Annotated in this window: 20 protein-coding genes; 9 read left to right on the top strand and 11 right to left on the bottom strand. The window is 68.6% G+C overall.

The features are described from left to right. Positions 1 to 21: 21 nt before the first annotated feature. The 5 genes from J2848_RS31900 to J2848_RS31880 all read right to left on the bottom strand — a co-directional run bounded on the left by J2848_RS31900 (position 22) and on the right by J2848_RS31880 (position 5,036). The gene (locus J2848_RS31900; protein ID WP_246194361.1) at positions 22 to 1,398 is read right to left on the bottom strand and encodes a hypothetical protein; all 1,377 of its coding nucleotides are present in this window, start codon (positions 1,396 to 1,398) and stop codon (positions 22 to 24) included. A gap of 47 nt (positions 1,399 to 1,445) precedes the next feature. Further along, on the bottom strand, positions 1,446 to 1,916 hold the full coding sequence (locus tag J2848_RS31895) for a hemerythrin domain-containing protein (protein WP_149234745.1): 471 nt from the start codon (positions 1,914 to 1,916) through the stop codon (positions 1,446 to 1,448). Positions 1,917 to 2,026: 110 nt separating this feature from the next. Next, positions 2,027 to 2,287 (bottom strand): hypothetical protein, encoded by a 261-nt coding sequence (locus tag J2848_RS31890; protein WP_149234744.1) that lies wholly within the window; start codon positions 2,285 to 2,287, stop codon positions 2,027 to 2,029. A gap of 149 nt (positions 2,288 to 2,436) precedes the next feature. Further along, entirely contained in the window at positions 2,437 to 3,384 is a 948-nt protein-coding gene (locus J2848_RS31885; protein ID WP_246194360.1) for a universal stress protein, read from the bottom strand. Between the two features lie 95 nt (positions 3,385 to 3,479). Then, positions 3,480 to 5,036 (bottom strand): bifunctional aminoglycoside phosphotransferase/ATP-binding protein, encoded by a 1,557-nt coding sequence (locus J2848_RS31880; RefSeq protein ID WP_149234743.1) that lies wholly within the window; start codon positions 5,034 to 5,036, stop codon positions 3,480 to 3,482. A 191-nt stretch (positions 5,037 to 5,227) separates the two neighbouring features. On the opposite strand from J2848_RS31880, the gene J2848_RS31875 reads away from it, so the two are divergent. The 4 genes from J2848_RS31875 (at position 5,228) to J2848_RS31860 (ending at position 10,487) form a co-directional block, all read left to right on the top strand. Beyond that, a complete protein-coding gene (locus J2848_RS31875) occupies positions 5,228 to 5,836 on the top strand; it encodes a hypothetical protein (protein WP_246194358.1) in 609 nt (202 codons plus the stop codon). A gap of 135 nt (positions 5,837 to 5,971) precedes the next feature. Continuing rightward, a complete protein-coding gene (locus J2848_RS31870) occupies positions 5,972 to 6,529 on the top strand; it encodes a DUF2934 domain-containing protein (protein ID WP_149234741.1) in 558 nt (185 codons plus the stop codon). A 107-nt stretch (positions 6,530 to 6,636) separates the two neighbouring features. Next, the gene (locus J2848_RS31865) at positions 6,637 to 7,575 is read left to right on the top strand and encodes a DMT family transporter (protein WP_149234740.1); all 939 of its coding nucleotides are present in this window, start codon (positions 6,637 to 6,639) and stop codon (positions 7,573 to 7,575) included. A 221-nt stretch (positions 7,576 to 7,796) separates the two neighbouring features. Next, complete coding sequence (locus tag J2848_RS31860) at positions 7,797 to 10,487, top strand: TIGR02302 family protein (RefSeq protein WP_149234739.1); 2,691 nt, start codon at positions 7,797 to 7,799, stop codon at positions 10,485 to 10,487. Positions 10,488 to 10,561: 74 nt separating this feature from the next. Here the strand turns inward: J2848_RS31860 and J2848_RS31855 are convergent, their stop codons facing one another. After that, a complete protein-coding gene (locus J2848_RS31855; protein WP_149234738.1) occupies positions 10,562 to 10,810 on the bottom strand; it encodes a hypothetical protein in 249 nt (82 codons plus the stop codon). 87 nt (positions 10,811 to 10,897) lie between these two features. Continuing rightward, positions 10,898 to 11,863 (bottom strand): DUF4142 domain-containing protein, encoded by a 966-nt coding sequence (locus tag J2848_RS31850; protein WP_149234737.1) that lies wholly within the window; start codon positions 11,861 to 11,863, stop codon positions 10,898 to 10,900. A gap of 311 nt (positions 11,864 to 12,174) precedes the next feature. Here J2848_RS31850 and J2848_RS31845 point away from each other — a divergent pair, with 311 nt between their 5' ends. Both J2848_RS31845 and J2848_RS31840 read left to right on the top strand, forming a co-directional pair. Then, positions 12,175 to 13,881: a GMC oxidoreductase gene (locus tag J2848_RS31845; protein ID WP_149234736.1), complete on the top strand. Its 1,707-nt coding sequence runs from the start codon at positions 12,175 to 12,177 to the stop codon at positions 13,879 to 13,881. A 53-nt stretch (positions 13,882 to 13,934) separates the two neighbouring features. Beyond that, positions 13,935 to 14,501 carry a mismatch-specific DNA-glycosylase gene (locus J2848_RS31840; RefSeq protein ID WP_149234735.1) on the top strand — a complete coding sequence of 189 codons (567 nt, stop codon included), beginning with the start codon at positions 13,935 to 13,937 and terminating at the stop codon, positions 14,499 to 14,501. A 59-nt stretch (positions 14,502 to 14,560) separates the two neighbouring features. Here J2848_RS31840 and J2848_RS31835 read toward each other — a convergent pair whose 3' ends face one another. Both J2848_RS31835 and J2848_RS31830 read right to left on the bottom strand, forming a co-directional pair. Then, positions 14,561 to 16,813, bottom strand: a complete 2,253-nt coding sequence (locus J2848_RS31835; RefSeq protein ID WP_149234734.1) for a xanthine dehydrogenase family protein molybdopterin-binding subunit — start codon at positions 16,811 to 16,813, stop codon at positions 14,561 to 14,563. Positions 16,814 to 16,816: 3 nt separating this feature from the next. Then, entirely contained in the window at positions 16,817 to 17,278 is a 462-nt protein-coding gene (locus J2848_RS31830; RefSeq protein WP_149234733.1) for a (2Fe-2S)-binding protein, read from the bottom strand. A 186-nt stretch (positions 17,279 to 17,464) separates the two neighbouring features. Between J2848_RS31830 and J2848_RS31825 the strand changes: the two genes are divergently transcribed. The 3 genes from J2848_RS31825 (at position 17,465) to J2848_RS31815 (ending at position 21,706) form a co-directional block, all read left to right on the top strand. Continuing rightward, positions 17,465 to 18,379: a LysR family transcriptional regulator gene (locus J2848_RS31825; RefSeq protein ID WP_149234732.1), complete on the top strand. Its 915-nt coding sequence runs from the start codon at positions 17,465 to 17,467 to the stop codon at positions 18,377 to 18,379. A gap of 228 nt (positions 18,380 to 18,607) precedes the next feature. Then, on the top strand, positions 18,608 to 20,593 hold the full coding sequence (locus J2848_RS31820; protein ID WP_149234731.1) for a hypothetical protein: 1,986 nt from the start codon (positions 18,608 to 18,610) through the stop codon (positions 20,591 to 20,593). A 42-nt stretch (positions 20,594 to 20,635) separates the two neighbouring features. After that, positions 20,636 to 21,706: a ferritin-like domain-containing protein gene (locus J2848_RS31815; RefSeq protein ID WP_149234730.1), complete on the top strand. Its 1,071-nt coding sequence runs from the start codon at positions 20,636 to 20,638 to the stop codon at positions 21,704 to 21,706. A gap of 50 nt (positions 21,707 to 21,756) precedes the next feature. Here J2848_RS31815 and J2848_RS31810 read toward each other — a convergent pair whose 3' ends face one another. Next, positions 21,757 to 22,593, bottom strand: coding sequence for an ABC transporter ATP-binding protein (locus J2848_RS31810; RefSeq protein WP_246194357.1), 837 nt, complete (start codon positions 22,591 to 22,593; stop codon positions 21,757 to 21,759). A 25-nt stretch (positions 22,594 to 22,618) separates the two neighbouring features. Continuing rightward, entirely contained in the window at positions 22,619 to 23,452 is an 834-nt protein-coding gene (locus tag J2848_RS31805; RefSeq protein ID WP_149234729.1) for an ABC transporter permease, read from the bottom strand. Positions 23,453 to 23,466: the final 14 nt, after the last annotated feature.

The following is a 23,466-nucleotide window of genomic DNA, read 5'->3' as shown; positions in this document are numbered from 1 at the left end:
ACCTCGGGGAAAGATGGTCGCTCACGGCACCGTCTTTCCCGTGAAGGGGTTCCATCCCACCGCCGCCAGCGCCGCCCAGGCGGTGGCACCCAGATGGGGGCGCCGGTAATAGAGGAAATCGTCTGTCTTGCTGTCGGGACCGATGGCGAGCCCGGTGGTCAGCACCTGCGGCCGGGTGGCGTAGAGATAGCCACCGGGGCTGATCTCCTTCAACAGCTCGCCGAACAGCCGGTCGGCATCGCCGCGGCGGCCGACGGCGCGGTAGGCGAGCGCGGCCTGCGCCGTGCCCTCCACCCACATGCCGTCGCGGTCGTCGTTGAAATCGAAGCCGCCGTCGGCACCATGCGCCCGCTCCGCATAGGTCAGCGCGGCGCGCCACGCCTCCGGCGCCTTCGGCAGCAGCAGCGGCCAAAGCTGCGCATCCAGGCCGGAGGTGGAGGTGCTGGTCGTCACCCCGTCCGGCGCGGTGCCGATGGGGAAATGGTCGCCGCCCGCCGTCCACATCCTGTCGAGGAAATCGCGTGCTTCGCGCTCCGGTCCCGCAAAATCACCACCAAGCCAGCCGAACAGCGCGACCAGATCGGTGTTGTGCTCCGTCGATTTCCAGGTCAGCGGCTGCGGCGCATCGTCGAAGCCCTGGACGCCGCCGTTGAAGCCGCCCGGACCGCGCGGGTCGCGGGTGTGCTCGACCACCCAGCGCGCCAGTTCGGCCGCCCCGTCGCGGAAACGCTTTTCGCCGGTGGCGTCGCCCAGCGTCAGCAGGGCCAGCCCGGCCCAGGCGACGTTGCCGGTGGCGGTGCCGACCTGATAGGGGTCCTCGCCCCAATGGTTGCCGACGGCGTCCCACCAGCCATTGGGCGGGATCGGCCGCTGCTTCTGCGCTCCGGCCCGGTAGGTGTTGCGCAGCCGCCCCTTCCAGCCGGCGCGGTCGAGCGACACGGCGTCGAGCAGCGCCTCGCCGATGCGCAGGGCCTTGTCACGCTGGCCGCAGGCGGTCAGCGCCATGATCGCCAGCGCGTTGTCATAGGTGAAGGCGGCGTTGGACAGCGCCGGCTCCGAGGTGGGACCGGGCGCATAGGAATTGTCGTAGCTGCGCAGGAACAGCGGGCCGCGCCCGGAAATCTCGTCGACGCGCGCCGCCAGCGTGCCGCAGGTCTTCTGCGCCAGATCCCTGGCCGGCGGGACGGGTGCGGCCGACACCGGGGCGACCGTCAGGACGGAAACTCCCAATGCGATAGCCGCGAGCGTGGCACGGCCGAACCGCGCCCCTCGCTGCGGGAGCATTCGCTTGACGCTGACACGCTTGGACATCGACACCGCCGGCCAGTTCAGGAAGCCCCAGATATGGCCCCTTTGCCGGCCGGCGGCAACCGAACGGACGACCCATCGCGCGCCCATATCCCCTCTCCCCCGGAGAGGGGGAAATGTGCGACCTTAAGCCCCCTTTACAGCGGCGCCAGCCCCGCCATGATGTGCGTCTTGCGCTCGCCATAGGCGCTGCCCAGTTCGGCAGCCACCTCGTCGTCCAGAACCTCTCTGGCCTCCTCGAACAGCTCCTCCTCCTCCTCGTCGAGGTGGTGGCGGACCAGTTCGCCCAGCACCTGGAGCTTTTCCTTCCAGCCGCTGTCGGTGGTCTTCATCGCGTTCAGCTCGTCCAGCAGGCCGTTGATGAGATGGTGCTCGTTCAGCCCCTCGACGGTTTCCGACTTCGCCTCCTTCGCCTTCTTCAGCGAGGCGTAGAAGACGCCCTCCTCCACCTTCGAATGGGCCCACAGCTCGCGCTGCAGATCCTCGAACACGGCGCGGCCGCTGCCGTTGGCCTTCTCGGTCTTTTCCAGAAGGCTGCGGATGGTGTCGTGGTCGGTCTTGATGCGGGCGAAGATGTCGGCCTGGGTGCCGGTGGTCTTGCTGGCCATCGTCGGGGTCCTTGGCAATCGTTGTGGGATGATGTCGAACGGTTGCCAATAGAACCCCGTCGCGGCCGGACTGTTCCCGGCCGCGTCCTCTTCAGCCCGGACTTGCGCCCTCAACGCTCGGGATGCGTTTCCACGAATTCGCGGAGGGTGTGCATCAGCGCCACCGCATGGGCGACCTGCCCATGGGCACAGGCCTCGGCGATGTCGTCGGCGATGATGTGGGCGATGCGGTCGGCTCCGCCGGGGCAGTGGGCAAGGCAATGGCCCATCTCCACGGCCACCATTTCCGGAACATGTTCGTGTTCGGCGATCGCCTCGATCTCGGCTTCGGTGAGATCGCTCAGCGCGATGCAGTCCTTGATCGTCAACATGGCGCGTTCCTCCCGGGAACGGCCGGACTGCCCTGCGGGTCAGGGTCGAAAAACGGTCCTGCTGACCAGCCCCTGCAAACGCCAGCGCCGCACGGCACCCCGCCAAACCAGGCGGCGGGGAAACCGCGCGGCCGAAAACCGGCGAAAAATCAGTGAGCCATCAGAACCGGCAGCCCGGCGTGGTTCAGCACGTAGCGCGTGACACCGCCCAGGATCATTTCCCGCATCCGGCTGTGGCCATAGCCGCCCATAACCAGCAGGTCGGCGCCCAGCTCCACGGCTTTCTTGGTGACCGTCTCCCCAACGGGTTCCGATCCCGGATGCAATATAGTTAACTCAGGGTTAACCCCCTGCCAAGCGAGATATTGGGCAATGCGGCGTCCTGTCGCGCCTTCCGTCACCGAAGTTTCGGCGGTCAGGACATGGGTGCGGTCGGCGCTGCGCAGGAAGGGCAGGGCCGCGGCGACGGCGCGCGTCGCCTCCGTCTTGCCGTTCCAGGCGACGGCGACGGTGTGGCCGATCTCCACCGGCAGAGTCTTCGGCACCAGCAGCACCGGCCGGGCCGAACCCAGCAGCGCCGTTTCCATGGTGGTGTAGCCCTGCGTGTCGGCCTCGATGGAGGTGTGGGCGCAGACGATCAGGTCGGACAGGCGGCCTTCCGCCGGCACCACGTCCTCGATCCGGCCGATCACCTCGCGCCAGGAGGCGGACGGCGCCTCGACCCCGCCGGGGACGTCGCGGATCTCGAAGCCGGCCTCGGCAACCGCGGTCTCGAAATGGCGTCGGGCGGCGGCGCGATGATTGTTCGACTCGGTCTCCGCCGCGCGCATGATCTCGTCCACCATGGCGCCGGACATGCCTTCGCCCAGCATCGGCACGGCATCGCGCGGGTCGAGGCGGACGAACAGGCCGACGAGGTGGGCGTCGAAGTCCCGCGCCACCGCCACCGCACCCTTCAGGGCCACCGGATCGTTGTCACTGCCGCACAGCGGCACAAGGATGGTCTTGTAGGTCATGGACTCCTCCCGGACCGGTTCGAGCGGCCCTTCCCGGACGGCGGCGGTCCGCCCGCCGGTGCGGCGGACGATTCCCACCATGCCGTCATTCGCCCCGTCGTCGCTGCGGTCCGCGGCCCGGAGCGGAGGCCGCCAACCTTCAGGATATGGCCCTCGACGCGTTGTCTCACCTGGAATTAGGCCAAGCTTGCACGGGCGTCGTCCAGCACATCCGACGCAACCCTGCCAGAATCCAGGCGCGTCCAGCCGATGGTCCCCAAATCGTAGGATTCCTGCCGTTTCGCCACCTCGGCGGTGGCGTCGGAGGCATCGTTGCGACGATTGGTCACACGCGCCATCCGCTCCGCCAAGGGCGCCTCCATCCAGATGCCGTCGAACCGCACCCCGGCCTCCGCCGCGATGGCCTCGATCCGGCGGCGTTCGTCCGGCCGGGCACTGACCGCATCGACCACCACGGCGTGGCCAGCGGCCAGCACCGCCGCCGCCCGCCGGTAAAGCTCGGCATAGACCCGCCCGGTCACCGCCGGGGCATAGCCCTCGTCCGGCAGCCGGTCAGTGTCGGCGACCCCGCACAGCCGCTTGCGCAACACATCACTGCGCAGAACCACCGCACCGGGTGCCGGGCCAAGCTCCGGCGCGATCCGCTGGGCAAGCCGCGTCTTGCCGCTGCCCGACAGCCCGCCGACCGCGACCAGCCGCGCCGGAGCCGGTTCCAGCGCAGCAAGCGCATGGTCCAGATAACGCCGCGCCTCGTCGGCCAATCCCTCCGCACGTCCCCCAAGCCGCAGTGCGGCGGCCGACACCTTGGCCCGCACCGCCGCACGCAGCGACAGGAACAGCGGCAGCGCCGCCAGCCCGCCGTAATCGCCGGTTTCCTCCAGGTAACGGTTCAGCACCGCATTGCCCAGCGGCCGCAACCCGCGGTGATCCAGATCCATCAGCAGGAAGGCGAGGTCGTAAAAGACGTCGGCCACCGCCAGCGCCTCGTCGAACTCGATGGCGTCGAACAGGGTCGGCTCGCCGTCCCGCAGGACGATGTTGCGCAGATGCAGGTCGCCATGGCCATGGCGGACGAACCCCGCCCGCCGCCGCTCCTCCAGCAGTGGCGCCAGCCGGTCGAGCGCGTCGCCCGTACGCTCCGCCAGCCGCTCTACCGCCGTGGCGGGGAACAGGTCCGGCGCGGCACGCAGGTCCTCGAAGTTGCCGTCGGCCACCGCCAGCATCGCCTCCAGCCCTCCCCCCTCCGGCCGGGGAGCGGCCTCGCGATGGAAGGCGGCGATCCGCTCGGCCAGACGATGCATCAGAGGGAGGGTCAGCGCCTGCCGCTCCGCCATGCGGTCGAACAGCGACTCGTCGGGGAAACGCGCCATCTCCACCAGCCAGTCGACGGCGTCCCCGTCTCCCCCGCCATCCTCATCCAGCCGCAGGCGGCCATCGATACCGCGGCAGATGGCGACCACGCCGCGGTAGAGCGTCGGCGCGCTGCGGCGGTTGATCGCCAGTTCCGCCACGCAGGCGGCCTGGCGCTTCTCCACCGTCGAATAGTCCAGATAGGGATAGCGCACCGCGCGCTTCAGCTTCAGCGCCCGGTCACCCGCCAGGAAGACCAGGGCGGCATGGGTGTCGATTCGCTGCACCGCCTGCCCGCCATGGGTGCGCGGATCGCCGAGGAAGGCGATCACCTCCCCTTGCGACCCGGAGCCAGCACGGGGTTCGGCGGGATGCGCGGTCATGCCGATAGAATAACAGAGCCTGATCCTGCCCCGCTCCTGCTTTCATGGTTGAAACGCAGATGGCAATGACGACATCCTAGGGGTAGTGCCGATACACCATGGGTCAGTTGCCACGCCCCTTCGTTATAGTGGCTGGACCGCATGGTCCGACCCGATTTGCCATTGCGAGGGCCATGGGGAGGGGGGTGCCCGTGAAACGCCTGTCCAGCCACCGGAGGAACCGTCTGCCGGCCACCCTGGCCGGCTGCCTGCTCGGGCTTGCCCTGATGGGCAACGGCATGGCGCGGGCGGAATCCATCGACGCCGACGGCCGGTTCGGCAACTGGGCGCTGGGCGGCCTCGCCTACAGCCTTCAGCCCCCCCCGGAAAGCAACCTGAGTGTCCTGAACAGCAAGGTCCGGATCGGGTCTTCGCTGATCCCGCAGATCGAACCCTATGTCAACATCCAGCCCTGGATCGGTCCCGGCACCGGCAGCAGCCTGACCCCGCGCGGCGGCGTGACCGGTCTTTCCCGCGGCCTGTCCGGGGGCTTGAGCGGCGGCGTGCTGGTCGACGTGCCGCTCGGCTCCTTCGTCTTCACCCCCAGCGTCGGCGCCGGCACCCTGCCCACCGCCCGGCGCGAAGGCGCGCCGACCACAGAGTTCCGCTCGCAGCTGGAATTGGGATACGAGTTCGACAACAAGTCCCGCTTCAGCCTGGGCTACAGCCGCATCGTCAACGACGCCGCAGCCGGCGATCCGGCGGCCGGCACCAACAACGTCTTCGGCTTTTACTACCGCTTGCCTTTCGGCGGCCCGTGACCGGCCGTGATGGTGGAGACATCGTGTCGCGGCGTCTGGTGTAGGGAAAGCGCGCGCAACGGTAGCGTCTTAACCGCATCTTAAACATGGTTGGCTCAAGTGGACGCGGACCGAACGCTCCCTGGGGAACCCACCATGGCCACCAAGCGCAAGACCGCCTCCTCCGCCGCTCCCGCCACCGCTCCCGCCGCTGCCGCGAATGCGCCGGTGTTCGAGGCTCCGGTGGAAAGCTGGGCCGACACCATCCTGCGCACCAACTTCGCGTCGGTGGAACAGGACAGCATCGTCCTGCTGCAGGCGGCCAGCGCCCTGCTGGAGTCCGACTCGCCGGACAAGGTGTCCATCACGCTGGACCAGAACCTGAAGCTGTGGATCGCCATCAAGACGGTCCTGCTGAACGGCGACTGCCCGGTGGAGCCGGAGGTGAAGGCCAACCTGCGCAATCTGGCGCAGTATGTCGTCTCCACCACCATGCTGGCGACCCAGGGCGCCATCGAGACGAGCAAGCTGGTCTCGCTCGCCCGCCTGAACATGAACATCGCCGAAGGTCTGCTGAGCGGCCAGCGCAACCGCATGATCCAGGAACGCGCCTATCAGATCTGGCAGGAGGAAGGCTGCCCCGACGGGCGCGAGCAGGAGCACTGGCTGCGCGCCGAGGCCGAAGTCTCCGGCCTGTTCAAGGTCCAGGCCTGACGGGCCGCCGAAGCGGGTTTACGCAATACCGCCATACCACCCCGGCATGACCGCCCGCGTCGCGACACCGTGACGCGGGCGTTGTCGCTTGGTAGGCTCTGCGCATTGTGACAGCCCCGCCTGAAACCACCCCCCTTACGCACAAGCGCGTCGACAACACGCCCCGCGGCATCGCCTTGATGCTGATGTCCGTGCTGTTCTTCTCGCTGATGAACGTCCTGGCGAAGCTCCTGATGGACCGCTTCCCGGTGACCGAGGTGATGTTCTTCCGCAGCCTGTTCGCGCTGATCCCGGTCTGCCTGTCGATCCATCTCGGCACCGGGTTCGCCACCACGCTGCGCACCCGCTATGCCTGGGGCCATATGGGGCGGTCGCTGATCGGGCTGACCACCATGGTCGCCATGTTCTGGTCCTTCCATCTGCTGCCGCTGGGCGACGCCATCGCGCTGAACTTCGCCGCCCCGCTGTTTCTCACCGCCCTGTCGGTCCCGCTGCTGAGCGAGAAGGTCGGCATCCACCGCTGGAGCGCAGTGCTGGTCGGCTTCGCCGGCGTGCTGATCATCGTCCGGCCCAGCGGCGACGTGCTGAACCTGGGCGCCATCATCGCGCTGTTCGGCGCGCTGACCAACGCGCTGGCGATGATCGCCATCCGCCAGCTCAGCCGGACGGAGCGTCCGGACACCATCGTCTTCTACTTCACCCTGCTGACCACCGTGCTGCTGGGACTGTCGCTGCCCTTCTCCTGGGTCACCCCGGATGCGATGGGCTGGCTTCTGCTGCTGGCGACCGGACTTCTCGGCGGCTGCGGCCAGCTGATGCTGACCCGCGCCTATTCACTGGCTCCGGCCGCGGTGGTGGCGCCGCTGAACTACACCTCGCTGCTGCTGGCGGTCGTCTTCGGCTGGTTCATGTGGGGAGAGGTGCCGACCACGACCATGGCCGTCGGCGCCGCCGTGGTGATGGCGAGCGGCCTCTACATCCTGCACCGCGAGACCCGACGCCGCGTCACCCTGACCAAGCCGCTGCCGGCCGGCGACGGCGACTGATACGCCAGTCCTTCCCGGAATTCCTTCCCGAAATTTCGGCCGGGCGCCGCGCGTCATAGTTTCGCCATCCCGCAATGATGGGCTGTACCATCGACGTGAGGTGAACGAACCGGCGGGCAAAATCCGCGGGCGACGCCTATATGATTGGTTTGCGAGAAGCATCACCGGTCCGCGGCAGGCGAACCGCCGGACCGGCTGCCTTTCGGCGCGGAGGGGGCGGCATGAAGCAGAACGAGCGACGCGGCGACGCCGGATCCGAGCGAGACCGGAATGCGGACCCGGCGGACGGCGTGACGGAACCCCGGTTCCGTCTTGCCCAGGCGCGTGCGGCGCTGTTGTGGGAGCGGCTGGGGCCGGCGCTGTGGGCGCCGCTGTCGGTGCTGGGCGCCTTCCTGGTGCTCGCCCTGCTGAACCTGCCGATCCTGCTGCCGGGCTGGCTGCACGCGCTGGCCCTGCTGGTGCTGGCCACCGCCTTCCTGCTGTCGCTCGTCGTCGGAATCCGCCGCTTCCGCGCCCCGGCGGAGGATGAGGCCCGCCGCCGTCTGGAGCGGGACAGCGGCCTCGCCCACCGCCCGCTGCACACCCTGCGCGACCGCCCCGCCGGCAACGACCCGACCGCCCAGGCGCTGTGGCGCCTGCACCAGGAACGCACGCGCGCCGCCATGCGCGGCCTGCGCGTCGCCTGGCCGGGGACCGAGGTGCCGTCGCACGACCGCTATGCCCTGCGCGCGCTGGTGATCCTGACGCTGGTGGTCGCCGGTGCCGCCGCCTGGGGAGACTGGCGCCCGCGGATCGCCGCGGCCCTCACCCCGCAGTTCGCCGGTGGCACCGTCACCGCCGCGGCGACGCTGGACCTCTGGATCAACCCGCCCGACTACACCGGCCTGCCGCCGGTCTTCCTGAAATCCGGCTCCACCGCCAAGCCGGCCGCCCAGCAGGCGGCGGGAACTTCCGCCGACCATCCCGCCGGCAATCCGACTGCCGACCAGCCGGTCCACATCCCGCAGGGCAGCCTCGTGCTGGCCCGCGTCACCGGCGGCAGCGGTACCCCCAGCCTGGAGGCCGGCGACCAGACCGGCCCGTTCGAGGCGGTGGACTCCACCAATTTCCAGGTGCAGAAACCGGTGACCGGCGGCACCCGCATCGCCGTCACCCAGGGCGGGCGGACGCTCGGCTCCTGGCCGATCCAGGTGGTGCCCGACCGCGCGCCGATCATCGCCCACGCCACCCCGCCCGCCGCCGGCGAACGCGGCGCGCTGAAGCTGGACTATGCCGCCCGCGACGATTACGGCCTGACCGAGGTGAAGGCCCAGATCCGCCTCGCGCCGGAGGTTCCGGCCGCCCCCGGCGCGGCGAAAGCAGATGCGCCGCCGAAGGACGCGCCGAGGACGGAAGCCGAGCAGGTTCTGGAGTTCCCGCTGTCGCTTCCCGGCGTCCGGCCGAAGGATGCGCACGGCACCGCCTTCCAGGATCTGACCGCTCACCCCTGGGCCGGGATGCCGGTGACGGTGCGGTTGACCGCCACCGACGGCGCCGGCCAGACCGGCCGGTCGGAGGATGCGGCGATCATCCTGCCGGAACGCAGCTTCAATCACCCGGTCGCCCGCGCCATCGTCAACCAGCGCAAAATCCTGACCCGGAACCCGCAGCAATCCCGCGTCCAGGTCGCCCGCGCCCTGGCGGAGATCTCCGCGCGCCCCGACAGCTACGGCAACGACATCGTCGCCTTCCTGTCCCTGCGCACCGCCATGGCCCGGCTGATGCTGGACCAGAGCGCCGAGTCCGTCCCGGCGCTCCAGCAGCTTCTGTGGGAAACCGCCCTGCGCATCGAGGACGGCGGCCTGTCGCTGGCGGAAAAGGATCTGCGCGACGCCGAAAAGCGGCTGTCGGAAGCGCTGGACAAGAACGCCTCCGACGAGGAGCTGAACCGCCTGATGGACGAGTTGCAGGCGGCCCTCGACAAGTTCATGGACGCGATGGAACAGCGCATGCTGGAGGCCATGCAGCGCGGCGAGCAGATCCCGATGGTCCCGCCGGAGCTGGCCGACAGGATGACCGACCGCGGCGACCTCCAGCAGATGCTCGACCGCATGCGCGAGATGGCGCAGACGGGATCGCGCGACGCTGCCCGCCAGATGCTGTCCCAGCTTCAGCAGATGCTGGAGAACATGCGCTCCGGCGCCATGGCGCAGATGAACCAGCAGAACGGCCAGCAACAGCAGAACCAGTCCTGGGAGATGATGCAGCAGTTGCAGAAGCTGGCGCAGCAGCAGCAGCAGCTCCTCGACCAGAGCTTCCGCCAGTCGCAGGAATCGATGGACCAGCAGGGGCAGCAGGGCGACCAGCCCCGCGGCCGCCAGCAGAACCAGCGCCGGAACCAGCAGGGACAGCAACAGCAGAACTCCGGCAGCCCGACCATGCAGAAGCAGGCCGAACAGCAGGAGGCGCTGCGCCGTCAGTTGGGCGAGCTGATGCGGCGCATGGGCGAGCAGCAGGGCGGCGAAATCCCGCAACCGCTGGGCCGCGCCGAACGCGCCATGCGCGACGCCGCCCAGGCCTTGCAGCAGGGCGCCCCCGGCGCCGCGGTGCCGTCGCAGACCGAAGCGATGGAGCAGCTCCAGCAGGGCATGCAGGGCATGGCCGAACAGATGGCCCAGCAGATGATGGGCCAGGGCGGTCCGGCGATGATGGGCCAGCAGGGCCAGATGCCCCGCCAGGGCCGGGGCCGCGACCCGCTGGGCCGCCGCCCGTCCGGCTACGGCATGCAGGATTCCAACGACGTGAAGATTCCGGAGCAGTCGGAACTCCAGCGCGCCCGCGAAATCCTCGACGAACTCCGCCGCCGCTCCGGCCAATACGGGCGCCCGCAGGAGGAACGCAACTACATCGACCGGTTGCTGAAGCAGTTCTGACACGGCACGGAAACGCAAAACGGGACCGGACTGTGCCGGTCCCGTTCGGGAACCTCACCAACCATCACCGGAGGTTAGTCGGCGGGGCGGTCCTCCGCCGGTCGGTCGTCGTCCGGATTGTGGTTCGCAACGTGGTCCTGCATCTGTTCGGTCTGCACGGCCTTGCTGTCCAGGCCGCGGGCGTCGGAATGACGGGACTTGTCGCGGTTCGACAGCACGGCGTTGTCGCCGATGGAGCCGGCCGGCAGGTCGGTGTTGGCCCCGGTGCCGGTGCCCTTGCCCTGCCCACTGGGGCTCATATGCTTCTTGCTGGCATTCGCCATCGCGTGTTCTCCGTCAGTTGGCCATCGCCGCCGCCGGGAGGTGGAGTCCCGGCGGCGGGCGGCTGGGTGTAGGAAATCGGTGCAGGATCACTGCTGGTTCGGCTGCGGATTGCGCGGCTGGGTGCTGTCCATGCCGCCGGCCGCACCCGTGCTATGGCCGGTCGCGTTGTGGTCGGTGCTGCTGCCGCTTGCGCTGCCGCCGTGGCGCTTGCCGAGCGAGACGGTGGTGTCGTCGTACTTGAACTCCGCCATCTGCTTGACCTGATCCTCGGTCACCTGCCGGGCGACGACCCGGTCGCCGTCGCTGCGCAGCAGGTTGTAGTCGAGCGCCACCTGCTTGGCGCCGATGCCCAGCACGCCGCCGCGGTTCAGGATCACCTGGGTGGCCTTGCCGGTCTGGGCGTCGAGGATGATGTCGGCGACGTCGCCCAGCTTCTTGCCGTTCTCGCCATAGACATCCTTGCCCATCATCTTTTCAAAGCTGGTGCTCTGCTGGGCGCCTCCGGCGGACGCAACATTGGGTCGCAGGTCGCGGACCTGGCGCAGATGCTGTTCCAGCGTCGGCAGGCTCTGTTCGGCGAAGCGCTTCAGATCGGCGTCCTTGCCGTTCTCCGCCTGCTGGCGGAACAGCGTGATGGCGGTCTGGTGGGCGTCCATCTGGCCCTGGAGGTAGGCTGAATCGAACTGATCGCCCTTCAGGCCGCGCAGCTTGTCCAGCTTCTGCTGGTGTTCGGAATCGAGCTTGGTCGGCAGGGTCATCGACTTCTGCTGGGCCATCGCCTTCATGGCGTCGGAGGTCTTGGTGTGGTCGGCCACCATGTGGCTGCCGAACTGCTTGACGCCCTGCTCCTTCGCCTGGTCCTGCGCCAGCTTGCCCGCCTGGATTTCGAACATGTCGCTGATCGCCGCCTTTTCGGCGAAGGTCATGTCCTGCTGCGCCGTCTGGGCCTTCTCGGTCGCCGTCTTGGCCGGTGCCGGCGTCTGGGCCAGCGACAGCGCGGGGGCGGTGAACAGGATCATCGCAGCGGTCGCGAGAAGATGGTGGCGTTTCATGGCGGCGGCTCCTCGAACTGCAAGGGAATTGCAAGGTTTCCGGTGCCCGGCAGCCAAGCCTGCGGCCGGACCGAAGCACCGTTCTTCACCTTCTCAACCGCCGGGCGCGGCGGTCGTTCCCTCCCCGGAACGGTTCGTCCGGTTCCTGCGGGGTGCCGCGTTTTCGCAGCGTCCGGACCAACGGGGACGCGCCGGGGGTATAGCCGAATGAGTGCTCGGCCTAGGCCACGCGTCCGGGGCAAGAAAGGGGGCTTATGACCCCGGTATGATTTCGAAACCGGTACGCTTTTGAGCCCGGTAGGGAGGCCCGCTTGCTTCGTGACGCCCGCCATGTCCTGAACGGCACGCACATCGACTGCGATCTCTGCGTGATCGGCGGCGGTGCCGCCGGCCTGACCATCGCGCGTGAGTTGGCGGGCGGCAGCTTAAGTGTCGTCCTGCTGGAAGGCGGCGGGCTGGAGGTCGACGGCATTTCCCAGGCGCTGTACGCCGGCCGCAACGTCGGCCTGCCCTACGAGCGGCTGACCACCGCGCGCAGCCGCTATCTGGGCGGCAGCACCAACTGCTGGGGCGGCTTTTCCCGCCCGCTGGAGCGGACCGACTTCGCCGAGCGCCCCTGGATCCCCGGCAGCGGCTGGCCGATCCCGCGCGACACGATGATGCCCTATTACGAGCGCTCGCACGGCGTGCTCGGCCTCGGACCCTTCGAATACGACAACGACTACTGGATGGAGCGGGTCGGCGGGCCGAAGACCGAACTGATCCCGGTGGAGAACGAGGACGGAAGCAGCAGCGCGTTCGAGAACCGCGTCGCCCAGCTCAGCCCGCCGATCCGCATGGGCGAGGCCTATCGTGCCGACATCGGGCGGGCCGCCAACATCACCGCCTTCCTGAACGCCAATGTCACCGGGCTGGACACCAACCATTCCGCCACGGCGGTGGAGCGGGTGCAGGTCCGCACGCTGGACGGCCCCGGCTTCACCGTCGGCGCCCGGCTGTTCGTGCTGGGCTGCGGCGGGATCGAGAATGCCCGCATCCTGCTGCTGTCCAACAAGGTCCAGGCGGCGGGGCTGGGCAACGGCAACGACCTCGTCGGCCGCTATTTCGCCGACCATCCCCGCTTCAAGACCTCGCCGATCCGCCTGACCCGGCAGGGGCACCACCGCACGCTCTACGACGTCAGCCTGTGCCTCGCCCGGCGGCGGCTGCGCCGGCCGCACCCGTCGATCGCCCTGGCCCTGTCGCCGACCGAGGAACTCCAGCAACGGCACGCTCTGCCCAATTCCCGCACCTATCTGGTCGCCTCCTACCATTCGGGGGCGCTGGACGCCTTCAAGGCGATGCGTGACCTGCGCCTCCTGCCCTCGCGCCACCGCTGCCGCCGCTTCGGCGTGTCGGAGGACGAGGCGGCGAGCCTGCTGCGCAACGCCGGTCCGCGCATCCTGCGCAGCATGCCGCAGCTGGCCCACGCGCTGTTCGACAGCGCCATCGATCCGGGCTGGCTCCCCCGCCGCTTCACCCTGGAAACGGTGCTGGAACCGGTGCCCAACCCCGAAAGCCGGGTGACGCTGGACCACGCCACCGACCCGTTCGGCCGCAACCTGCCGAAGGTGGACTGGCGCCTGACCGCGCAGGACCGCTGGGGCGCCACCGAGACGCAGCGCCTGCTGCGCGAGGATCTGCTGCGCCGCGGCCTCATCACCCTGGAAGACGGGGGGAGCATGGGCGAAAAGAACATGGGCGAGGCGGCGATGGCCGATGTCGGCTGGTGCTGGCACCATATGGGCACCACCCGCATGCATGACTCGCCGCGTCACGGCGTGGTCGATCCCGATGGCCGCGTCCACGGCGTGGGCAATCTCTACATCGCCGGCAGTTCCGTCTTCCCGACCATGGGCGCCGACCACCCGACCATGACCATCGTGGCGCTGGCCCTGCGCATGACCGACCGCATCCTCGCCCTGCTCCAGGACGAACGCAGCAGCCCGCCCGCTCCGGCGGTGGCCGCCTCGCTTTGAGCGGGGCGGCGGCGTCCTATATTCCTCTCCCTTGCGGAGAGGATGTCATCATCATGGACCTGTTCGACGATGTTCCGGCCCCCCTGCCGGACGGTTTGCCGCCGCCCGCCGGGCCGCTGCCGGACATCGTGGCGCCGGGGCTCGACTGTCTGTTCGTCGGCTTCAATCCCGGACTGCGTTCCGGTGCGCTCGGTCATCACTATGCCGGGCGCGGCAACCAGTTCTGGCGCCTGCTGTATGAGTCTGGTCTGACGCCGCGGCTTTACCGGCCGGAGGAGGACGTCACCCTGCCGGCCATCGGTCTCGGCTCCACCAACCTCGTCGCCCGTGCCACCGCCAGCGCCGCCGAGCTGTCGCGGGCGGAGCTGCGCGGCGGGGTGCCGCGGCTGGCGCGGATCGTCGGCTTCGTCCGGCCGCGGGTACTGGCCTATACCGGCAAGGGCGTCTATCTGGCCGCGACCGGCCTGCCCGACGCCCCCTGGGGCGTGCAGCAGCACGGCCTGTTCGACGGGGTCGCCGATGTGGTGGTGCCCTCCCCCAGCGGTCTTGCCCGCCTGCCCTTCGAGGAAAAACTGCACTGGTTCCGCGAGGTGCGGGAGGAGATAGGGCGTCGGCGCTGACGAGGGCTTCCAGGGCGATGTCCCGGCCGCCACATGGACGGCCGGGATCGTCGCCTGCCTCAGCTGACGATGCCGCCCCGGCTGAAGGGCAGCGTCTGCAACGGCTGGCCGGTCACCGAGAAGACGGCGTTCGCCACCGCCGGCGCCACGGTCGGGACGCCCGGCTCGCCGGCGCCGGTCGGCCGCTCGTGCGACGGCACGATGTGGACCTCCACCTTCGGCATGTCGGACATCCGCAGCGGCAGATAGCCGTCGAAGTTGGCCTGATCCACCACGCCGTCGGTCATGGTGATCTCGCCGCGCAGCGCATGGCCGATGCCCCAGCCGGCGCCGCCCTCCATCTGCGCCTTGACGACGTCCGGGTTGACGACCTCGCCGCAATCGACGGCGACCACCACCCGGTCGACCTTGACCTGCCCCTTGGCGTCGACCGTCACGTCGGCGACATGGGCGACATAGGTGTTGAAGCTCTCATGAACGGCGACGCCACGGCCCTTGCCCTGCGGCAGGGGCTGGCCCCAGCCCGCCTTCTCCGCCGCCAGCTTCAGCACGCCGGCCAGACGCGGATGGTCCTTCAGCATCTCCATGCGGAAGGCCACCGGGTCCTTGCCGGCCGCCTTGGCGAGCCGGTCGATCATCACCTCCTTGGCATAGGCGGTGTGGGTGTGCCCGACCGAACGCCACCACAAGGTGGTGACCGGCGAGGCGAGGGTGTGGGCGTCGACCGCCAGATTCGCCACCGGATAGGCCATGTCCGAGGCGCCCTCGACCATCGTCGCGTCGACGCCGTCCTTGACCATCACCGCTTCGAACGGCGTGCCGGCCATGAAGCTCTGGCCGACGATGCGCTGCTTCCAGCCGACCAGGGCGCCCTTGGCATCGACCGCCGCGGTGATCCGGTGCAGGAACAGCGGACGGTAGCGGCCGCCCTTGATGTCGTCCTCGCGCGTCCAGACCAGATGCACCGGGGCCTTGGGATAGGCCTTGGCGATCATCACCGCCTCGGCGATGTAGTCGGCGTTGGTGGTGGCGCGCCGGCCGAAGCTGCCGCCGGCCCACTGCGTGTCGATCTTCACCTGCTCCGGCTTGCAGCCCAGGATGTGGGCGACGACCATCTGTTCGACCGTCTGGAACTGCGACCCGGCCCAGATGGTGCAGCCACCCTCCGGGTTCAGCGCCACCACGGCGTTCAGCGGCTCCATCGGCGCATGGGCGAGGTAGGGGAAGACGAACTCGCCGTCCACCACATGACCGCCCTTTGCCTTGGCGTCGGCGATCGCCTTTTCGGCATCGCCCTTGTTCGCGGCGACCGATCCCGGCTTCTCCGCCGCCTTGCGGTAATCGGCCAGCATGGCGTCGGTGCCGCGGGTCTCGGCCTTCGCGTCGTCCCAGGTCACCGTCAGCGCCTCGCGGCCCTTGATGGCGGCCCAGGTGTTCTTGGCGATCACCGCGACGCCGACCGGCAGGCTGACCACGTCGATGACGCCCGGCACCTTGCGGGCGGCGGCATCGTCGACGCTCTTGACCGTGCCGCCGAAGCGCGGGCTGCGGGCCAGCACCGCCGTCACCTGACCGGGGCGGCGGATGTCCATCGAGAAGATGGCGGTGCCGTTGGTCTTGCTGATGTGGTCCAGCCGGTGCAGGTCGGCCTTGCCGATCAGCACATAGTCCTTCGGGTCCTTCAGCTTGACCTGCTGCGGAACCGGCAGCTTCGCCGCCTCCTCCGCCAGTTCGCCGAAGGTGGCGCTGCGGTTGCTGGCGGCATGGCGGACCACGCCCTTCGACACCGTCACCTCGCCGGCCGGAACCTTCCAGCGCGCGGCTGCAGCGGCGACCAGCATGGCGCGGGCGGCGGCGCCGGCCATGCGCAGCTCGTCCCAGCTGTTGGCGACGGCGGTGGAGCCGCCGGTGCCCTGCAGGCCGAAGAAATGGTTGGCGTACAGCTTCTGGTCGGCCGGGGCGAAGGCGCCGCGCACCTGGGCCCAGTCGGCGTCCAGTTCCTCCGCCGCGATGGTGGCGATGCCGGTGACGATGCCCTGGCCCTTGTCGAGATGCTTGGCCAGCACGGTGACCGTGTTGTCCGGCGCCACGATGATGAAGGCATGCGGACGCGGGTCGGCCGGACCGATGATCTTCGGCGCGGCCTCCGCCGCCAGCGCCGGCATCGGCAGATGCGCACCGACGACCAGCACGCCGGCCCCGGCGCCGATGGCCTTCAGAAAGCCGCGGCGCGAGGGAACGGGCAGCGGTACCGGCGACAGCCCGTCGCCGAAACCATGTTGGGCGGCTTGACGGATCAGATGATGCAGCATGGATCAGGCCCTCATCGTCTGGGCGGCATCCTTGATCGCCGCGCGGATGCGGACATAGGTGGCGCAGCGGCAGACATTGCCGTCCATCGCCGCGTCGATGTCCTGGTCGGTCGGATTCTGGTTGTCGGTCAAGAGCGCGATGGCGCTCATGATCTGGCCCGACTGGCAATAGCCGCACTGGACGACGTCCAGCTTCTGCCACGCCGCCTGGACGGCCTGGGCCGCCTTGCCCTTTACGCCTTCGATGGTGGTGATCCTGCTGTCCGGCGTCAGCATGCCGACCGGGGTCTGGCAGGCGCGGGTCGGCGTGCCGTCGACATGGACGGTGCAGGCGCCGCACTGGGCGATGCCGCAGCCGAACTTGGTGCCGGTCATGTTCAGCTCGTCCCGCAGAACCCACAGGAGCGGCATGTCCTCGGGAACGTCGACCTGACGCTCCTCGCCGTTGACGTTGATGCGAACCATGGCTCTTGCCTCTTTCTCCCTGAACGGAACCGCCGGCTTCTGGTGGCGACGACAGGTCCGCTGCCCGGTTGCGGGCGTTGGCTACGGATTGAAAGTTTTTTGATTGTCGGCTGCTGGGTCAGCTCTGCCTCGACAGAATACACCGTCCAGTGCACAATGAAGTAGGTGGCTTTGGTTCATATCGTCATGAAAGCAATTCATAATCCGGCGCTCGACCTCAACCTGATCAAGGTGTTCGACGCGCTGCTGGAAACCCGCAACGTCTCCCGCGCCGCCGACGCGCTGGGGGTCAGCCAGTCGGCGGTCAGCCACGCGCTGGGCCGGCTGCGCACGCTGGTGGGCGACCCGCTGTTCGTGCGCACCGGCAACCGGATGGAGCCGACGCCGCGCGCCCAGCGTCTGGCCGAACCCTTGCGCGACCTGCTGGTGGGTGCGGCCCGCGCCCTGTCGGCGGAGGAGGATTTCGACCCCCAGCGGGAGGAGCGGAACTTCACCATCTCCACCCCCGATTCGATGCAGGCGGTTCTGCTGACCGGCATCCTGCGCGACGCGGCGGAGGGCGACCTGCGCGTCTCGGTCTCGCTGCTCAACCTGGATCCGGACGCCACGCTGAACGCGCTGGACGACGGCACGCTGGACCTCGCCATCGGCTATCTGCCGGAACTGCGGCGCTGGCACGACCGGCAGGTGCTGTACCATGAAACCCATGTCTGCCTGTTCAATCCCGACCTCGTTCCGGTCACCCCGCCGATCGGGCTGGAGGATTACACCCGCTATCCGCACCTGATGCCGTCGCTGCGCGGCGGGCTGACCAGCTTCATCGACGACGAACTGGCGGCACTCGGCACGAGGCGGCGGGTCGCCGCCTCCACCACCCAGTTCCTGGCGATCCCGATGATCCTGCGGCAGGCGCCGATGCTGACCTCGCTGCCCGCCCGGCTGGCCCGGCTCTGTGCCGATGCGATGGGGCTGGCCACCAGCCCGCTGCCCTTCGATGTCGGGGACTACGAGATGTCGATGATCTGGCACCGCCGCAACACCGGCTCCCCCTCCCACGGCTGGCTGCGCCAGCGCATGAGCGAAGAGGCGGCGAAGCTGTAGGACGGAAGCCGCCGGCACCCTGCCCGCATACACGGAAATGCACGCAAAAAAAGAATATTTTTGTAGAATTTCCATTGAACGGGCGTGGTTATCAACGATAGATCATCATTCATTCTAATAATTTCTTGCCGCGCGGGTGGGCCGCCATCCGCGGCCGCCTTTGCATACGCCCGATCCCGCGCGGCCGGTCCGCCACGGCTTCGTGCGCCCTCACGGAAAGGAATCGACATGAGTTTCCTGAACCCGGTGCGCCTCGTCTTTTCAGGGATTTTCCAGGCCGACGTCTCGACGGTGAACAACGACGTCCGGCATTTCGACAATGGAAGCTTCGAGCCTTCCTATCAGGAATTCACGAAGACGCTGCCGAATGGCGACTATATCGCCAATGGCTGGTGGAACCCGACCGGGTCGGGCGCCTTCCGCCTGATCGACTGCAAGGTGGTGGGGCTGGGTCTCGCCGATGGCAGCTTCGTCGATACGCCGGGCGCCGACGCCGCGCTGGGCATGCTGATCGGCGGTTCGACCGACCGCACCAGCGGCAAGCTGGTCGACATCGACCCGCAATGGCAGGTGGCCTCCGCCCCCTGGGGCCTGGACGTGCGGCTGACCGACGGCAAGACCCCGCCCTTCTTCAGCGGCCGTTATCAGCCGAACCCCTTCCGCGACCTGTGGTTCACCCGGAACATCAACGCCCAGAACGACAGCGCGGCGTCCTCCACCTTCCAGTCGGTGCTGGAGAATGTGGACTGGGCCGACGACGCCATGCTCAGCCCGTTCCTGCGACAACTGCGCGACGCCACCACCGGCGGGATGCTGTCGATCCGGCTGGCGACCTTCGGCTTCATCGGCGACGTCAAGGACCCGCGCTTCACGCTGGGCACGGTGGTGGGCACCATCGGCCCGCAGCTGGAGGACGAGCCGGTTTCCTTCATCCGCGGCCGCCGTTTCATCCCCGCCAACAACATCCCCTACAGCTGGGCCGGCATCACCTATTTCTCCGGCCAGATCGACGAGCCGTCGCGGACCGCCTTCCTCGACCTGTCCAACGCGCTTCAGATCACCGACGCCAAGGGCACGCCCAATCCGATCGGCGCCATGACGCTGGGCATCCTGCGCGACGCCTCGGTGACGGAGAACACGCCGGTCACCCCGGACAATTACCTGCCCATCGCCCGCATCCCCTATGACGCCCCGGACTGGCTGGCCAGGACCGCCGGTGTCTTCGCCGCCGGGCTGACCGACGAACAGCTCGCGCTGTCCAAGACCAACCCGCTCGCCCTGGTGACGGTGTCGGACACCAATCCCGGCGCCACCGACCTCGACCTCGGCTATGGCATCGTCGCCATCCGCGAGGCGCAGGACGGCGTCTATGTCTGCGCCGAGCCGCTGGTCCACCGCATCGACGGGGCCGGCCGGGCGGAATCGCTGGTCTACGCCACCCGCTACGGCCACCCGGTGCCCGGCGCCTCCATCGCCATCACCCAGATGGGCCGCATCCCCGGCCAGGGCGGTGGCGGCGGCCTCGACCAGCCGAGCGCGCCGATCCCCGACATGGGCGTGCCGGAATCGGCGGTGACCTTCGCGGTGAACGGCGGTCCGGCCACCGGCGGCACCATCGTCGCGGACGAGGACGGCGTCGCCCGCCTCGACATCTCCACCACGTCGCCCGGCAACCCGCGCGGCTACATCGACGGACAGGTTTACCTGATCGACTACCGCATCCCCGGCCAGAGCAACACGGCGCGGTCGTCGTTCGACTACATCGCGCTGCATGTCCGCGACGATTTCGACGTGCCGGCCGACCCGACCTGGGACGACATCGCGCCGATCATGACGCAGTACGGCAACCTGTACCCGATCATGAGCAAGCATCTGGTCGATCTCGGCAGCGAAGCCTCCTGTGCCCGCCACGCCGACATCCTGCATCTGGCCTTCTCCCTGCCGGAGACCGATCCGAACTACATGCCGGTGACCCGCGACCTGTCGGTCTACAAGCGCAGGACCATTCTCGCCTGGCTGGAAAAGGTCCAGCGTGGCGAGACGGCGGTGCAGGCCAGGGCGCATCAGGCAGCCGCTCCCGCGCTGCGCACCGGCCCGTCCGGCACGGCGCCGGCCAAGGCGGCAACCGCGACGCCGGACCAGCCGACGGCGGCCGACGGCAAGACCCAATTCGCCAAGACCTTCGCCCGCGCCGCCACGCGTTCGCGCTCCTGACGCCCGCTTCCAAGGGCCCGCTTCCAAGGGAAGGAAACAGCCATGCTGAAGATTCAGCCGCAGTTCGCCCAGGGCATCGACACCGTCCAGGTCCTGCGCAACGCCCTGCAATCCGCGGTCGAGCTGGAGCACGCCACGCTCCCCGCCTATCTGACCGCCCTCTATTCGATCAAGGCCGGCACCAACCGCGAGGCGGCGGCCATCATCGGCTCGGTCTCCGTGCAGGAGATGCTGCATATGACCATCGCCGCCAACATCCTGAACGCGGTCGGCGGCCATCCGGTGATCGACAAGCCGGGATTCATCCCGGTCTATCCCGGCCCGCTGCCGATGGGCGTCCATGAAGGGCTGACCATCTCGCTGGGCAAGCTGACACGCAGCCTCGTCTACGACGTCTTCATGACCATCGAGGAACCGGAGGTCCCGCAGGACTATCCGGTGAAGCAGCCGGCCCTCGCCATGTTCCAGCAGAAGGCCACAGCGGCGCAGGAGCCGGGATTCGCCACGATTGGCGACTTCTATCAGGCGATCTCCGACGCCATCGGCCGGATGGGGGACGAGATCTTCACCGGCGACCCGTCCCATCAGGTGGTCGACAACACCTGGTTCCCCCCCGACCAGCTGTTCCCGGTCACCGACGTGGCGAGCGCCCAGCGCGCCATCCAGGTGATCGTCGAGCAGGGCGAAGGCACGCCCAAATCCCCGCGCGAGGCCGACAACGAGGCGGCGCTGGCCCATTACTACCGTCTGGCGCAGATCGTCTACGCCCGCCGGCTGGTGAAGGATCCGCATGAACCGCTCGGCTGGTCCTATTCCGGCGCCCCGGTCGGTATCGATCCGGCCGGGATCTGGAACCTGTATCCCAACGCCAAGACGGTGGACTACCCGCCGGGCAGCCGTGCCCGCACCGTCTCGCAGCAGTTCAACACCACCTACACGGCGCTGCTGACCGCGCTGCACGTCACCTTCAACGGCGAACCCGAACGGCTGCGCGGCGCCATCGGCCTGATGTACGAGTTGAAGCTGACCGCCGACCAGCTGGTGGCGATCCCGCTTCCCGGCACCGACTACACCGCGGCGCCGACCTTCGAGTATGCGCCGGTGAACGTGTAGTTCAACACTGGAAGGCCCCCTCTCCTCATGGGAAGAGGGGGCTTCGCCGATCAATCCGCCGTAACCGACCGGATCTCGTCCTGGCTGAAGCGCTGCTGTTCCTCCATCACCATCTGGGACAGCTCGCGCTTCAGGCGGTTGAACTCCGGGGCGGAACCGTCGCGGGGGCGCGGCATGTCGACGGCGACGTCGCGCTTGATGGTGCCCGGCCGGTAGGTCATCACGATGATGCGGTCGGCCAGATAGATGCTCTCCTCGATGGAGTGGGTAACGAACAGGATGGTCTTGCCGACCTCCTCCCAGATCCGCAGCAACTCGTCCTGAAGCGTCCGGCGGGTCAGGGCGTCGAGCGCGCCGAACGGCTCGTCCATCAGCAGGATCGGGCTGTCGAGTGCCAGCACGCGGGCGATGGCGACGCGCTGGCGCATGCCGCCGGACAGATCCTTCGGAAAGCGGTTGCGGAAGTCCTGCAGATGCAGCTTCTGCAGCAGCCACTCCACCTTCTCGGCGATCGCGGCCTTGGACATCCCCTTGATCTCCAGGCCGAAGGCGACATTCTGCGCCACCGTCATCCAGGGGAACAGGGCATATTCCTGGAACACCATGCCACGGTCGGGACCGGGTTCGGTGATGCTGCGGCCATCGACGGTGACGGTTCCCTTCGTCGGCGGCTGGAACCCGGCCACCGCGTTCAGCAGCGTGGACTTGCCGCAACCCGACGGGCCGAGCAGGCAGACGAACTCGCCCTTGCGGATGTCGAGGTCGATGTTCTGCAGGGCGACGATCTTCTGCGCGCCGACGGCGAAGGTCTTCTCCACCCCGCGCACCTGGATCTGCACGGGCGCCGCGTCGGCGACGGGCATGGTGTCGGCAACAGTCTTCAGCATGGGCGTCATCTCCATCCCCTCCCCATCAGTTCTCAAGCCCGCGGTGCCAGCGCAGCAGGTGGTTGTTCAGGCGGTTCATGCCGATGTCGATGGCGAGGCCCAAGAGGCCGATGGTGAACATCCCGGCGATGATCTTGTCGGACCACATGAACTCGCGCGCTTCCAGGATGCGGAAACCGAGGCCGGAGTTGACGGCGATCATCTCCGACACGATCACGACGATGAAGGCGGTGCCGATGCCGATCCGCGCACCCGCCAGGATATAGGGAGTGGCCGCCGGCAGGATGACGCGGACGAACATGGTCAGCTTGCCGGCGCCCAGGTTGCGGGCGGCGCGCAGATAGATGCCGTCGACATGGCGCACCCCGGCGATGGTGTTCATCAGCACCGGGAAGAAGGCGCCGATGGCGATCAGGAACACGGCCGGCGCGTTGCCCAGCCCGAACCACAGGATCGCCAGCGGGATGTAGGCGATGGGCGGGATCGGCCGCAGCACCTGCATCAGCGGGTCGAACAGCGCATAGATGCGCGGGTTGCCGCCCATGGCGAGGCCCAGCGGAAGCGCCAGCCCGGCCCCGACGGCGAAGCCCAGCACCACGCGGTACAGGCTGGACCAGGCGTCGAACAGCATCTCGCCCGACAGCGCCCACAGGATCCAGCTGGACTGCGCAGGGTCGTAGGCTTCGGTCGGCAGCAGATAGGCCCACCAGCGCACCACCACCTGCACCGGCGACGGCAGCACCACCGGGTTGATCAGGCCGGAGGTGGACAGGATCTGCCACAACGCGATCACCAGGACCGGCACGAGGGAACCGCGCAGCACCGCGGCGGGCGAGAAATGGGACTTGGCTTGGGACATGGGGTGTCCTCCTT

Origin of the sequence: Azospirillum lipoferum (assembly GCF_024170005.1) — a bacterium.
Lineage (GTDB): Bacteria > Pseudomonadota > Alphaproteobacteria > Azospirillales > Azospirillaceae > Azospirillum > Azospirillum lipoferum.
Note: the sequence above shows the minus strand (reverse complement) of the source record. Positions and strands in the feature narration are given on the sequence as shown.

Excerpts from the sequence above, each read along its gene's own strand:
- J2848_RS31900 (WP_246194361.1), bottom strand. The coding sequence starts at position 1,398 with ATGGGCGCGCGATGGGTCGTCCGTTCGGTTGCCGCCGGCCGGCAAAGG.
- J2848_RS31895 (WP_149234745.1), bottom strand. The coding sequence starts at position 1,916 with ATGGCCAGCAAGACCACCGGCACCCAGGCCGACATCTTCGCCCGCATC.
- J2848_RS31890 (WP_149234744.1), bottom strand. The coding sequence starts at position 2,287 with ATGTTGACGATCAAGGACTGCATCGCGCTGAGCGATCTCACCGAAGCC.
- J2848_RS31885 (WP_246194360.1), bottom strand. The coding sequence starts at position 3,384 with ATGGTGGGAATCGTCCGCCGCACCGGCGGGCGGACCGCCGCCGTCCGG.
- J2848_RS31880 (WP_149234743.1), bottom strand. The coding sequence starts at position 5,036 with ATGACCGCGCATCCCGCCGAACCCCGTGCTGGCTCCGGGTCGCAAGGG.
- J2848_RS31870 (WP_149234741.1), top strand. The coding sequence starts at position 5,972 with ATGGCCACCAAGCGCAAGACCGCCTCCTCCGCCGCTCCCGCCACCGCT.
- J2848_RS31860 (WP_149234739.1), top strand. The coding sequence starts at position 7,797 with ATGAAGCAGAACGAGCGACGCGGCGACGCCGGATCCGAGCGAGACCGG.
- J2848_RS31855 (WP_149234738.1), bottom strand. The coding sequence starts at position 10,810 with ATGGCGAATGCCAGCAAGAAGCATATGAGCCCCAGTGGGCAGGGCAAG.
- J2848_RS31850 (WP_149234737.1), bottom strand. The coding sequence starts at position 11,863 with ATGAAACGCCACCATCTTCTCGCGACCGCTGCGATGATCCTGTTCACC.
- J2848_RS31840 (WP_149234735.1), top strand. The coding sequence starts at position 13,935 with ATGGACCTGTTCGACGATGTTCCGGCCCCCCTGCCGGACGGTTTGCCG.
- J2848_RS31835 (WP_149234734.1), bottom strand. The coding sequence starts at position 16,813 with ATGCTGCATCATCTGATCCGTCAAGCCGCCCAACATGGTTTCGGCGAC.
- J2848_RS31830 (WP_149234733.1), bottom strand. The coding sequence starts at position 17,278 with ATGGTTCGCATCAACGTCAACGGCGAGGAGCGTCAGGTCGACGTTCCC.
- J2848_RS31825 (WP_149234732.1), top strand. The coding sequence starts at position 17,465 with ATGAAAGCAATTCATAATCCGGCGCTCGACCTCAACCTGATCAAGGTG.
- J2848_RS31820 (WP_149234731.1), top strand. The coding sequence starts at position 18,608 with ATGAGTTTCCTGAACCCGGTGCGCCTCGTCTTTTCAGGGATTTTCCAG.
- J2848_RS31815 (WP_149234730.1), top strand. The coding sequence starts at position 20,636 with ATGCTGAAGATTCAGCCGCAGTTCGCCCAGGGCATCGACACCGTCCAG.
- J2848_RS31810 (WP_246194357.1), bottom strand. The coding sequence starts at position 22,593 with ATGCTGAAGACTGTTGCCGACACCATGCCCGTCGCCGACGCGGCGCCC.
- J2848_RS31805 (WP_149234729.1), bottom strand. The coding sequence starts at position 23,452 with ATGTCCCAAGCCAAGTCCCATTTCTCGCCCGCCGCGGTGCTGCGCGGT.